The sequence below is a fragment of the Gordonia sp. UCD-TK1 genome, assembly GCF_001691435.1.
Taxonomy (GTDB): Bacteria; Actinomycetota; Actinomycetes; order Mycobacteriales; family Mycobacteriaceae; genus Gordonia; species Gordonia hongkongensis.
Map to the genome: position 1 here is coordinate 140,998 of NZ_LZMP01000001.1, position 12,105 is coordinate 153,102.

The window sequence follows — 12,105 nt, forward strand, 5'->3', positions numbered from 1 at the left end:
GCGTCTCAGGAGAGAGGGCGCACCGCGTAGCCCGGACCGAGACCGGCGAAGAAGTCGCGGGTGACGGCCACCGCGTTGTTCGAGTCACCGCCGCCCACGACGAGGGTGGCGAACGCGATGTCGCCGCGGTAGCCGGCGAACCAGGCGTGTGACCCGCCGGCGAACTCCGCCTCACCGGTCTTGCCGAACACCGCACCCTGGCCGTCGATCACCGACGCCGTACCGCTCGTGATGACCTCACGCATCATCGGGCGCAGCTGGGCGTAGACCTCGGGTGCCATCGTGGGCGTCGGTCCCTCGACCTTCGTGGGCTTGTCCAGGATGAGTTGCGGCACCGGGGCCTTCCGACCGTTCGCAACGGTGGCGGCCACCAGGGACAGCCCCAGCGGCGAGACGAGGACCTTGCCCTGCCCGAAGCCGTCCTCACTGCGGGCGACGAGTTCGTTCTCGATCGGCACCGAGCCGGACACGGCATCGAGGCCGGCGATCTCGTAGTGTTGTCCGACGCCCATCGCGGCCGCGGCGTGCGCGAGATCCGACGGCCCCATCTCGCTGGCGAGTTTGGCGAACGTGGTGTTACAGGACTGCGCGAACGCCCGCAGCATCGACACCGTCCCCAGCGAGAACCCGTCGTAGTTCGGGATCAGGCGCGGACCGATCTGGATGGCGCCGGGACATCCGACGGGGGTGTCGGGGGTGGCCATCCGATGGCTGATGGCGGCCGCGGCGGTCACCATCTTGAAGGTCGACCCGGGTGGGTACAGACCGGTCGTCGCGATGGGCCCCGACCGGTCGGCCGCGGGATTCTGGGCGACCGCGAGGATGCGGCCGGTGGACGGCTGCACGACGACCAGCGCGATCTGGAACCGGTTGGTGGCGTTGACCGCTCGCTGGGCCGCGTTCTGCACCGTCCGCGACAGACTCAACGAGACCGCCGGCGCGGGGTCCGGGTCGTGGTCGGCGAGGACGTCGGCGTCGAGGCCGTTGGGGTTGACCGTCACCACCCGCCAGCCCGCCCGCCCCGACACCTCGGAGTCGACGACCTTCTTGACCTCGGTCAGCAGGGCGGGCGCGAATCTCGGGTCCTCGGGGACCAGTTCGGCCTGTTCGTTGGTCACGACGCCGGGGATCGCCAGTTGGTCGCGCAAGCGGTCGAACTGGTCGTGGGACAGCCGGGCGAGCGGGTACTGCTGCCGGTTCGCAGTGACCTGTTCGATGATCGTCTGCTCGTTGAGCGAGGGACTGAACCGGCGCAGTACCGCGACCGCACCGGTCACCGACTCGGCGACCGACGCGCCCTGTTCGGCGGCGGCGGTCGCATCGAAGTTGACGCCCACGACGGTGCCGTTGACCATCACCTCCGAACCGTCGGACTCGTTGACCGTCGCGCGCGGCGCCTCGACGATCTGGAGCGAAAGGCGTTGATCGGCACCGAGTTTCGGATGGATGTTCGTCGACGCCCAGCGCACCGCCCAGCCGTCGTCGGACCGGCCCATCCGCAGGGTGGCGTCGTAGGCCCAGTCGCGGCCCCGCGGCAGCGCCCAGGTGTAATCGACGTCCACCTCGGCGGTGTCCCCGGTGACGCGGACCCGCCCGGCCTGCGACTCGAGCGCCTCGGCACCCAGTCCGGCCCAGGCCGACTCCATCGCGGACTCCGCGGCAGCGGGTGTGTCGGTCAGCGCCGCCGCGGACGCGACCTCACGATCGGCGTAGGCCTGCAGGAAGCGCTCCGCGGCGCGGCGCGGCCCGTCGTCCTCGGAAGCCGAACAACCGACCGTGGCCACCGTCACGGCAGCACACACCGCGACGATCACCGCCGGGGTCCATCGAGTTCGCATGCGCCACATCGCAGTCGAGTCTAGGGTGGCCCGGCCGGAATCCCGCGACGCCACGCGGGGCGGGCGCTCAGTCGACGAGGACGGTCGCGAAGGTGCCGACCTCGGTGAACCCGATGCGGTCGTACACCGCGCGCGCGGTCACGTTGAAGCTGTTGACGTACAGACTCGGAATGCGGCCGTGAGCGGCGACGGCCTCGGCGACGGCCGCGGTACCACCCAGTCCCAGTCCCTCACCGCGCCGGTCGGGATCCACCCAGACTCCCTGGATCTGGCCGACCCGGCGGGACAGCGAGCCGATCTCGGCCTTGAACACGACGTCGGGGCCGTCGAAGCGAGCGAACACCCGCTGCGCGGTGATGAGCGAGGCGAGGCGCCGACGGTAGGAACGACCGCCGTCGCCGGCCGTCGGATCGACGCCGACCTCGCCGATGAACATGTCGATGGCCGCGGGCATGTACGCGTCGAGGTCGTCGAGGGTCACCAGCCGCACGAGCGGGTCAGCGGGTACCGCTGCACAACACGTGAGGGCGAGCAGTGGTTGCACCGGCCGGACCTCACGCGCCGGACCCCACACCGGCTCGATCTGTTCCCACATCTGCATCACGAGGTCGGCGCGGCCGACGATGGAGGAGCATGCCCGCGGTCCGGCGATGGCGCGGTCGGAGAAGTAGTCGAGATCCTCGGGCGAACCGGTGAGCGGGATCAGGTTGGCGCCGGAGAAGCAGAGGGACGACGCGGGATTCTGCGCGGTCCACAGCTCGCCGCCCAATAGCCGAGGGTTGATCCCGTGCGTCTCGAAGCGGGCCGCGACCATGCACATCGCCACCGGGTCCGAGGTGAGGACACGTTCGACAGCAGCCGCATCACGAGCGCCGAGCGGCTTGTCGCCCAGTAGCTTCAGCAACGCCGCTCCTCCCTCTCGAGCCTGCCGCCGACCTAGGAAACGGTCACCACGGGCGGGCCCACGTGAGTACCGTCTCCAGTTTCTCCTGTTTCCTCGGCGATTCGCAGCGCTTCTTCGATCAAGGTCTCCACGATCTGCGCCTCGGGAACCGTCTTGATGACCTCGCCCTTGACGAAGATCTGCCCCTTGCCGTTCCCGGAGGCCACGCCGAGGTCGGCCTCGCGGGCCTCACCGGGGCCGTTGACGACGCACCCCATCACGGCCACGCGCAGCGGGACCTCCATGCCCTCGAGTCCGGCGGTGACCTCGTCGGCCAGCTTGTAGACGTCGACCTGGGCGCGGCCGCACGACGGGCACGAGACGATCTCGAGTTTGCGCGGGCGGAGATTGAGCGACTGCAGGATCTGGTCGCCGACCTTGATCTCCTCGGCCGGCGGGGCCGACAGGGACACCCGGATGGTGTCGCCGATGCCCTCGCTGAGCAGCGCGCCGAAGGCGACGGCGGACTTGATCGTGCCCTGGAAGGCGGGCCCGGCCTCGGTGACCCCGAGGTGCAGCGGGTAGTCACAGGCGGCGGCGAGCTGGCGGTAGGCCTCCACCATGATCACCGGGTCGTTGTGTTTCACCGAGATCTTGATGTCGCCGAAGCCGTGCTCCTCGAACAGCCCGGCCTCCCACAGCGCCGACTCGACGAGCGCCTCCGGGGTCGCCTTGCCGTACTTCTGCAGGATCCGCTTGTCGAGGGACCCGGCGTTGACGCCGATCCGGATCGGGATCCCGGCGTCACCGGCTGCCTTGGCGACCTCCTTGACCCGGCCGTCGAACTCCTTGATGTTGCCCGGGTTGACGCGCACGGCGGCACAGCCGGCGTCGATCGCGGCGAAGATGTACTTCGGCTGGAAGTGGATGTCGGCGATCACCGGGATCTTGGACTTCTTGGCGATGATCGGCAGCGCCTCGGCGTCTTCGGGACGCGGGCACGCGACGCGCACGATGTCGCACCCCGAGGCCGTCAACTCCGCGATCTGCTGCAGCGTGGCATTGATGTCGTGGGTCTTGGTGGTCGTCATCGACTGCACCGAGATCGGGTGGTCGCTGCCGACGCCGACCGAGCCGACGAAGAACTGCCGGGTCTTCCGACGCGGGGCGAGCACCGGCGGTGGTCCGGCGGGCATGCCGAGTCCGATCGGCACAGCGGTCGCGGGAGTCGGGGCGTTCATCTCGTTCACCTCTGGGGGTTTCGGTTCTCTGGTGGTATTCGGCGCCAGACGGCGACCCGGATCGTCCGGGTCACTGCCACGGGTTGATCGGGTTGATGATGTCGGCGGTGAGCGTGAGCACCATGAAGCCGGCCATGATCACCACGGCGGCGTAGGTGATCGGGAGCAGTTTGTAGTAGTCGACGGCCCCACCCGGTGCCCGGCCGAACCAGCGCCGCACGGTGTCGCGGCCCTTCTCGTAGCCCACGATCGCCATGTGGCCGCCGTCGAGCGGGAGGAGCGGGACCAGGTTGAACAGTCCCAGGAAGAAGTTGATGCTGATCAGGAGCATCCAGAACATGTCCCACAGACCACGCTCGACGGCCTGACCGCCGAGCACCGAGGCGCCGTACACGCTGACCGGGGTGTCGAGGGCGCGCTCACCGCCGGTGACCGCCGTCCACAGCGCACCGATCTTCGACGGCAGGGACAGCAGCGCGTTCCAGGTCTCGACCGCCAGTTCGCCGGTGAATCCGATCGCGCCGGGCACGATCTCGAGGCCGCTGTAGGTGATGACGTTCGGCGGGACGTCGTAGGCGATGCCGACCATGTTGTAGGTCTGGGTCTCGGAGGTGCCGTCGGCGTTCGTCGCCGTCACAGTGGTGGGCTCGGGGGTCATCGTCAGGTCGAGTCGCTGACCGTCGCGGTCGACCGTCAGCGCGACCGGGCCGCTGGACTCGCGGATCACCGGGGTCAGATCCGACGCCTGCCCGACCGGCTGACCGTTGATCGCCACGATGTCGTCACCGGGGAGCAGCCCGGCGGCGCCCGCCGGGCCGGTGCCGGTGCAGGGCGCGTCGGTCTGCTTGTTGCCTTCGATGGTGATCGTCGACGGGACGCACTGGGTCTCGCCGACGGTTGCCGGAGTCGGGCCGGGGTTGAGATTAGGCAGGCCGAACGTCAGTCCGACGATGATGATGAGGACGAAACCGAGGAGGAAGTTCTGGGCCGGTCCGGCGAACAGCACGACCAGGCGTTTCCAGGCTTTCTGCTTGTACATCGCCCGGTCCTTCTCGTCCCAGGCGAGTTCCTCGTGGGGGGTCATCCCGGCGATGTCGCAGAAACCGCCGAGCGGCAGCGCCTTGATCCCGTACTCGGTCTCGCCGCGCCGGGTGGACCAGATCGTGGGACCGAAGCCGACGAAGTACCGCCGGACCTTCATGCCCGTCGCCTGCGCGGCCCACATGTGGCCGCACTCATGCCAGGCGACCGACAGCAACAGCGCCACGGCGAACAGCGTGACGCCGATCGCGAAACTCACGTACCTACTCCATCCGGATCACGGGGCGTACCCGCTCACGAGGGCCGCCGATCAGACGGATGCGGCCGCGACCAGCTGCGCAGCGCGATCCCGGGCCCACCGATCGGCGGCGAAGACCTCTTCCACAGTACCTGGCGTTCGGTGCCACTGATCTGCCTCGCCGAGCACCTCCTCGATGACCTCGACGATGCGTGGGAACCGGATCGCACCTGCGAAGAACCCGGCTGCGGCGGCCTCGTTGGCGGCGTTGTACACGGCCGTCAGGCTGCCTCCCGACGCACCGGCGCGTCGAGCCAGCTCGATCGCCGGGAACACCGCGTCGTCGACAGGCTCGAATGTCCACGACGACGCAGYCGAGAAGTCGCAGGCCGTCGACGATCCGGGCACCCGGTCCGGCCATCCCAGGGCCAGGGCGATGGGCAACTTCATCGACGGCGGTGAGGCCTTCGCCACCGTCGCCCCGTCGACGAAGGTCACCATCGAGTGCACGATCGACTGCGGGTGGACGGTGACGTCGATGTGGTCGTAGTCCACGTCGAACAGCAGGTGCGCCTCGATGACCTCGAGGGCCTTGTTGACCAGGGTCGCGGAGTTGAGCGTGATCATCGGGCCCATCGACCACGTGGGATGTCGGCCGGCCTGCTCGGGCGTGACGTCCTCGAGTTGCGCACGGGTCCATCCGCGGAACGGGCCACCCGACGCGGTGAGGACCAGTCGGTCCACCTCGGCGGCCGTCCCCGCGCGCAGACACTGTGCGATCGCGGAATGCTCGGAGTCGACCGGGACGATCTGCCCGGGCGCAGCGGCGTCGAGGACCAGTGCCCCGCCCGCGACGAGTGATTCCTTGTTGGCCAGCGCGAGCCGGGCACCCGATCGGAGTGCGGCGAGACTGGGCGCCAGGCCGATCGAGCCGACGACGGCGTTGAGGATCACATCCACCCCGGTGTCCGCGGCGACGGCGTCGATCAGGTCGCACATCGCGTCGGCACCGCCGAGGACCCGGTCGCCGAGGCGTTCGGTGAGCTCGTCCGCCCGCGTGGCGTCCGCGACGGCGATCCGCGAGGCCGGCACGCCGAACGCGGCGGCCTGATCGGCGAGCAGATCGGGATTCGACCCGCCGGCACCCAGACCGGCGACCTCGAAACGATCCGGATGCTCGGCGATCACCTCGAGAGCCTGGACGCCGATGGAACCGGTGGAGCCGAGAATCAGCACGCGTGTGGGCACGCACCCATTCTGGACCATCCTCGTCGACGAACCGCCGCCGGTGACACCGGACCGACCTGCGGGCGGGGGTGCCGCTATGCTGCTCGGAGAACTACTACCGATCGTCAGACATCTGACGTCCGCGCTGTGAGGAGTGGCTGTGGCAAGCACCGATGTTGAGCACACTGTGGGGCACGGCGATGGAGGGCATGGCGAAGTCGAGGTCATCGACACCGGCTGGCGTCGCGAGCCCGCCGATGCCCCGTCCGCCCGGTTCGGCTGGCACGGAGCGGCAACCAAGACCTTCTACGGTGCGGCCATCTTCTTCGCGCTGTTCCTACTCGCGATGATCATCGGCAACCACACCGGACGCATCGAGGACCTGTATCTCATCGCCTTCGCCGCGGGCACCCTGTTCTTCGCCGTGCGCGGATGGTGGATGAACCGCGGAAAGTGGTCCTGACCGGCCACCTCGCCACATCTACGACAAACGCCGAGCGGTGATCCGCTCGGCGTTTGTCGTCTGCGCGGTCTGAGCCGGTCCCTGTCCGGCACATCGAGGTCTCAGCGCTCTTCGGCCGCCAGCTGTCCACAGGCAGCCGCGATCTCCTGCCCGCGCGTGTCGCGAACGGTGCACGAGACTCCCTGCTCGCGGACCCGGCGTACGAACTCGCGTTCGACCGGTTTGGGACTGGCGTCCCATTCCGAACCCGGCGTCGGGTTCAGCGGGATGAGATTCACATGAACGAGTGACCCGAGGGCCCGGTGCAGCTTCTCCCCCAGCAGGTCGGCCCGCCAGGGCTGGTCGTTGACGTCCCGGATGAGTGCGTACTCGATGGAGACGCGCCGTCCGGTGGTGTCGGCGTAGTAGCGGGCCGCCTCGAGCACCTCGGCGACCGACCACCGGTTGTTGACCGGGACGAGGGTGTCGCGCAGTTCGTCGTCGGGCGTGTGAAGCGAGACGGCGAGCGTCACCGCGAGCCCCTCGTCGGCGAGACGGCGGATCGACGGCGCGAGACCGACGGTCGACACGGTCACCGAGCGGGCGGAGATCCCGAGGCCCTCCGGCGCCGGCGATGTGATCTGCCGGACGGCGCTGACCACGCGCTTGTAGTTGGCCAGCGGCTCACCCATACCCATGAACACGACGTTCGACAGGCGTCCGGGCTCGCCGAGTTCCCCGTCGCGCAGCGCGCGGGCCGCGGCCCGCACCTGATCGACGATCTCGGCGGTCGACAGGTTGCGGTCCAGTCCGCCCTGCCCGGTGGCACAGAACGGGCAGGCCATGCCGCAACCCGCCTGGCTGGAGATGCACAGCGTGTTGCGATCGGTGTAGCGCATGAGGACGCTCTCGAGGAGCGTGCCGTCGTGCAGGCGCCAGAGCGTCTTGCGGGTGGAGTCGTCGTCGCAGGAGATGTGCCGGACCGGGGTGAGCAGCTGCGGGAAGAGCTTGTCCCGCACCGATTCGCGCGACGCCGCCGGCAGATCCGTCATCTCGTCGACGTCACCGTTGAGGCGCGCATAGTACTGGCGGGCCAGTTGATCGGCCCGGAACTTCGGCAGCCCCAGGTCGGCCAGCGCCGCGACGCGACCGGCGGGGTCGAGGTCGGCGAAGTGTGTCGGCGGCCGCCCACGCTTGGGCGCGTCGAACACAAGTGGCAATGAGGTCATTTCGCCATTGTCGCATGTCATGATGAAGTGATGACGACACCCGAGGACCGACGGCACACGGGTTCGGTACCGGCGTGGGGCGAACAGCCCGCCGGGTCACCGCCACCGGCGACCGGTCACGCGCACACCCCGGAGCAGCACGCCCCTGACCCGGACCATCGCGATCGTCTCCGCCGCACGGTCGCCGACGTGGAGCACACGCGGACGCGCGCCACCTGGTTCGGCGTGGTGATCGGCGCGATCATCCTGGTCCTGTTGCTCGTCTTCATCGTGCAGAACCTCCAGTCGCAGACCATCGACTTGCTGTTCTGGGAGGTCAACCTGCCCCTCGGGGTCAGCCTGCTGATCGCGGCCATCGCCGGTGCACTGGTCGTCGCGCTCGTGGGCGGCCTGCGGATGCTGCAACTGCGGCGCGCGCTGAAGAAGGCAGCCAAGTAGCGTCCGGCGGCGCGGTGGCGCGTGCTCAGAGCAGCGCGGTGAGCACGACCCACACCACGAACGCCGACGGCAGCAGGCTGTCGAGCCGATCCATGATGCCACCGTGGCCGGGCAGCAGCGTGCCCATGTCCTTGATCCCGAGATCGCGCTTCACCTGGGATTCGACGAGATCGCCGAGGGTCGCGCAGACCACCAGGACCGGCCCCAGGATGATGCCGATCCACCAGTGGCTCTCGAGCAGGAACACCACGCAGCCGACGGCACCGACAGTGCCGACGACGAGCGAGCCCACCATGCCTTCCCAGGACTTCTTCGGACTGATCGCCGGCGCCATCGGGTGCTTGCCGAACATCACGCCCGCGGCATAGCCGCCGACGTCGGAGCACACCACCACGACCATCAGCGTGGCCACTCGGGCAGCCCCGTCGTCCTGTACCACCAGGTGGGCGCCGAACGACGCGAGCAGCGGCAACCACGCCAGCACGAACACGGTGACGGCGAGGTCGCGGAGGTAGTTGACCGGCGCCTTGTCGATGCCCTGCCCGAGGAGCTTCCACACCATCGACACCAGGGCCGTCGCAACGAAGGCGACGAGGGCTCCGGTCGGACCCCAGGGCCAGCTCGCCCAGATGATGGCCTGGCCACCGATGAGCAGCGGCCAGAGGGCGACGTCGTAGCCACCGGTGCGGAGACGTTTGATGACCTCCCAGGTGGCGACCGCGAACGCGACCGCCACGAGGCCGTACCAGACCTTCGGGACGAAGATCAGGATCGCGATGATGCTGATACCGAGTGTGCCGCCGACCGCGATCGCGGCCGGCAGGTCGCGGCCGGCGCGCGACTTCTTCTCATCGCCCCGCTGCGGAACCTCGTTCACACCTCGAGCAATTCGTCTTCTTTGTGCTTGACCAAGTCGTCGATCTGGTGCACGTAGGTCGCCGTGGTCTTGTCCAGTTCCTTCTCGGCGCGCGACACCTCGTCCTCGCCGGCCTCGCCGTCCTTCTGGATGCGCTTGAGCTCGTCGGCGGCCTTGCGGCGCACGTTGCGGATCGCCACCTTCGCGTCCTCACCCTTGCCCTTGGCCTGCTTGACCAGATCGCGGCGACGCTCCTCGGTGAGCTGCGGGACGGCGACCCGGATGATCGTGCCGTCGTTGGTCGGATTGACCCCGAGGTCGGAGTTGCGGATCGCGGTCTCGATGTCGCGCAGCGTCGACGCCTCATACGGCTTGATCACGACGAGTCGCGGTTCGGGCGTGTTGATGCTCGCGACCTGGGTCACGGGGGTCATCGAGCCGTAGTACTCGATGTTGACCTTGTTGAACATGGCCGGGTTCGCCCGCCCGGTGCGGATGGAGCCCATGTCCTCCTTGGCGACGTTGACCGCCTTCTCCATCTTCTCCTCGGCGTCGAGCAACGCGTCGTCGATCATCTTCGTCCTTGTTCCGTTCGGTCGGTGTTCTCGTCGATCTCGGGTCAGTCGCCGGGTCAGGTGCTGACCAGGGTGCCGATGCGGTCGCCTGCGACCGCACGGGCGATATTGCCCTGCTGGAGCAAATTGAACACCAAGATCGGCATCTTGTTGTCCATACACAGGCTGAAGGCCGTCGCGTCGGCGACCTTGAGCTCCTTGTCGAGCACCTCGCGGTGAGTGATCTCGGTGAAGAGGGTGGCGTCGGGGTTGGTGCGCGGGTCGGCGTCGTACACGCCGTCGACCGCCTTGGCCATCAGGACCACCTCGGCCTTGATCTCCAGCGCACGCTGGGCCGCGGTGGTGTCGGTGGAGAAGTACGGCATCCCCATGCCGGCGCCGAAGATGACGACGCGGCCCTTCTCCAGGTGCCGCTGGGCACGCAACGGGAGATACGGCTCGGCGACCTGCCCCATCGTGATGGCGGTCTGCACCCGGGTCGAGATCCCGCGCTTCTCCAGGAAATCTTGCAGCGCAAGGCAATTCATGACCGTGCCGAGCATGCCCATGTAGTCCGAGCGGCTTCGGTCGAGCCCTCGTTGCTGGAGTTCGGCGCCGCGGAAGAAGTTGCCGCCGCCGATCACGACGGCGACCTGGACACCGGAATTGACGACGTCGGCGATCTGGTCGGCGACGGTACCCACGACGTCGGGGTCGAGCCCGACTTCGCCGCCACCGAACATCTCGCCGCCCAACTTCAGCAAGACCCTACGGAATCCATCCCGCCGGATGGGGTCGGACGCTTCACTCATCGGCTTCCTCACTCGTCGGTTCGGTGAACTATCGTACGTCGTCACCGGAACCGACCCGCGATACGCGTCGTGCGCGCCGCGCGAGGGTGCCCTGGGGATTCAGCCGCGTAGGGCCGCCTCGAACTGCGGCCAGGCACGATGCAGTTCGTCCTGCCAGTACGGCCACGCATGGGTCCCGCCCTCGTAGAGGTGGAACGTCGCCGGCACACCGATGTCGCGCATCCGCCGCTGGAGGTTCCTCGTGCACTGCGCCGTGGCGGTCTCGATCACCGCCCCGACCGCGATCTGGTCGAACAGCTTGGAGCCGTTACCCTCGATGCCGGGGCCGTCGAGGGTGTCGTACCGGCCCGGCATCCCGGATCCGTTCGAGACGTAGATCGACATACCCCGGAACGCCTCGGCATGCAGGTACGGATCGTTGGCACGCCACGCGGGGTCATCGGGCGGTCCCCACATGTTCAGGGTGTTCGCACCGCCGCGGCCCTCGACGACCATCCGGACGACGGCCTGTCCGAGTGGATCGCTGGTCTGGGCGCAGCCACTGAACGAGCCGATCGCCTGATAGACCGACGGCGCATGCAGGGCCAGCTGGAACACCGACGTGCCCGCCATCGAGATCCCGGCGATCGCATTGCGTCCGGTGCCGTCGAAGCGCTGGTCGATCGTTGCCGGCAACTCCTCGGTGAGGAAGGTCGCCCACTTCTGCCGCCCCAGCACGGGGTCGGACCGCTGCCAGTCGGTGAAGTAGCTCGCCGCGCCGCCCATCGGGACGACGACGTTGACGTTCTCGTCGGCGAAGAAGGTCCGGATGTCGGTCCGGTCGAACCAACTGCTCCCACCTTCCCCGCCGGCCGCGCCGTTGAGGAGGTAGAGCGTCGGGGCGGGCCCCTGTCCGCGGGCCGGCCACACCTTGACCGGGACCACCCGACGCATCGCCACCGACCGGACGGCGACCTCGATCTCACCCCCGCGCTGTACCGTCTCGCCGACGATGCGAGCGGGCGCGGGTGTCGCGGCGGGCGCCGCCAGCCCGAGTGTCGCAGCGAGCAGCGCGATCACGACGGTCGCGGTCCGCACCGTCATGTGCAGGTTCCCCGGTCGGTCCCTGTTGGCAGACCCGTCGTCCATACCCCTCGCCTTCATTCGGGTGCGACCGGCGTCACACGCGTAACCCCGGCAGTGTGCCCGACGCGCCGCCCGATGTCCACATGGGTCAATCGTCCAGCACCGCAACGGCATTCGATGAGACAGAGAGACAGGGACTGATACAACGTCTCATCGCACCACGGTTGTCCCGTTTCCCCGG

General features: G+C 68.6%; 12 protein-coding genes. 2 read left to right on the forward strand and 10 right to left on the reverse strand.

Annotated elements, in window-relative coordinates:
* Window positions 1-5: 5 nt before the first annotated feature.
* The 5 genes from A9310_RS00645 to dxr all read right to left on the reverse strand — a co-directional run bounded on the left by A9310_RS00645 (window position 6) and on the right by dxr (window position 6,489).
* Window positions 6-1,847: a penicillin-binding transpeptidase domain-containing protein gene (locus A9310_RS00645; protein ID WP_065628971.1), complete on the reverse strand. Its 1,842-nt coding sequence runs from the start codon at window positions 1,845-1,847 to the stop codon at window positions 6-8.
* A 58-nt stretch (window positions 1,848-1,905) separates the two neighbouring features.
* A complete protein-coding gene (locus A9310_RS00650) occupies window positions 1,906-2,742 on the reverse strand; it encodes a GNAT family N-acetyltransferase (RefSeq protein WP_065628972.1) in 837 nt (278 codons plus the stop codon).
* A 32-nt stretch (window positions 2,743-2,774) separates the two neighbouring features.
* Window positions 2,775-3,962, reverse strand: coding sequence for a flavodoxin-dependent (E)-4-hydroxy-3-methylbut-2-enyl-diphosphate synthase (gene ispG, locus A9310_RS00655; RefSeq protein ID WP_065629080.1), 1,188 nt, complete (start codon window positions 3,960-3,962; stop codon window positions 2,775-2,777).
* Between the two features lie 70 nt (window positions 3,963-4,032).
* Window positions 4,033-5,262: an RIP metalloprotease gene (locus A9310_RS00660; RefSeq protein ID WP_065628973.1), complete on the reverse strand. Its 1,230-nt coding sequence runs from the start codon at window positions 5,260-5,262 to the stop codon at window positions 4,033-4,035.
* A 51-nt stretch (window positions 5,263-5,313) separates the two neighbouring features.
* Entirely contained in the window at window positions 5,314-6,489 is a 1,176-nt protein-coding gene (gene dxr / locus A9310_RS00665) for a 1-deoxy-D-xylulose-5-phosphate reductoisomerase (RefSeq protein ID WP_065628974.1), read from the reverse strand.
* 139 nt (window positions 6,490-6,628) lie between these two features.
* Between dxr and A9310_RS00670 the strand changes: the two genes are divergently transcribed.
* Window positions 6,629-6,931 carry a DUF2631 domain-containing protein gene (locus tag A9310_RS00670; protein WP_065628975.1) on the forward strand — a complete coding sequence of 101 codons (303 nt, stop codon included), beginning with the start codon at window positions 6,629-6,631 and terminating at the stop codon, window positions 6,929-6,931.
* Between the two features lie 101 nt (window positions 6,932-7,032).
* Here the strand turns inward: A9310_RS00670 and rlmN are convergent, their stop codons facing one another.
* Window positions 7,033-8,139: a 23S rRNA (adenine(2503)-C(2))-methyltransferase RlmN gene (gene rlmN / locus A9310_RS00675; protein WP_065628976.1), complete on the reverse strand. Its 1,107-nt coding sequence runs from the start codon at window positions 8,137-8,139 to the stop codon at window positions 7,033-7,035.
* Window positions 8,140-8,169: 30 nt separating this feature from the next.
* Here rlmN and A9310_RS00680 point away from each other — a divergent pair, with 30 nt between their 5' ends.
* Window positions 8,170-8,577: a lipopolysaccharide assembly LapA domain-containing protein gene (locus A9310_RS00680; RefSeq protein ID WP_058250101.1), complete on the forward strand. Its 408-nt coding sequence runs from the start codon at window positions 8,170-8,172 to the stop codon at window positions 8,575-8,577.
* 25 nt (window positions 8,578-8,602) lie between these two features.
* Here the strand turns inward: A9310_RS00680 and A9310_RS00685 are convergent, their stop codons facing one another.
* The 4 genes from A9310_RS00685 to A9310_RS00700 all read right to left on the reverse strand — a co-directional run bounded on the left by A9310_RS00685 (window position 8,603) and on the right by A9310_RS00700 (window position 11,927).
* A complete protein-coding gene (locus tag A9310_RS00685; RefSeq protein WP_065628977.1) occupies window positions 8,603-9,454 on the reverse strand; it encodes a phosphatidate cytidylyltransferase in 852 nt (283 codons plus the stop codon).
* Window positions 9,451-10,008, reverse strand: coding sequence for a ribosome recycling factor (frr, locus tag A9310_RS00690; RefSeq protein WP_058250099.1), 558 nt, complete (start codon window positions 10,006-10,008; stop codon window positions 9,451-9,453). The genes A9310_RS00685 and frr overlap by 4 nt, the downstream gene beginning before the upstream one ends.
* Before the next feature lie 56 nt (window positions 10,009-10,064).
* The gene (gene pyrH / locus A9310_RS00695; protein ID WP_058250098.1) at window positions 10,065-10,799 is read right to left on the reverse strand and encodes a UMP kinase; all 735 of its coding nucleotides are present in this window, start codon (window positions 10,797-10,799) and stop codon (window positions 10,065-10,067) included.
* Between the two features lie 99 nt (window positions 10,800-10,898).
* A complete protein-coding gene (locus tag A9310_RS00700; RefSeq protein ID WP_065628978.1) occupies window positions 10,899-11,927 on the reverse strand; it encodes an alpha/beta hydrolase family protein in 1,029 nt (342 codons plus the stop codon).
* Window positions 11,928-12,105 lie beyond the last annotated feature (178 nt).

Bases quoted from the DNA above. Each gene is read 5' to 3' on its own strand.
- A9310_RS00645 (WP_065628971.1), bottom strand. From the start codon at position 1,847: ATGTGGCGCATGCGAACTCGATGGACCCCGGCGGTGATCGTCGCGGTG.
- ispG (WP_065629080.1), bottom strand. From the start codon at position 3,962: ATGAACGCCCCGACTCCCGCGACCGCTGTGCCGATCGGACTCGGCATG.
- rlmN (WP_065628976.1), bottom strand. From the start codon at position 8,139: ATGACCTCATTGCCACTTGTGTTCGACGCGCCCAAGCGTGGGCGGCCG.
- A9310_RS00680 (WP_058250101.1), top strand. From the start codon at position 8,170: ATGACGACACCCGAGGACCGACGGCACACGGGTTCGGTACCGGCGTGG.
- frr (WP_058250099.1), bottom strand. From the start codon at position 10,008: ATGATCGACGACGCGTTGCTCGACGCCGAGGAGAAGATGGAGAAGGCG.
- pyrH (WP_058250098.1), bottom strand. From the start codon at position 10,799: ATGAGTGAAGCGTCCGACCCCATCCGGCGGGATGGATTCCGTAGGGTC.
- A9310_RS00700 (WP_065628978.1), bottom strand. From the start codon at position 11,927: ATGGACGACGGGTCTGCCAACAGGGACCGACCGGGGAACCTGCACATG.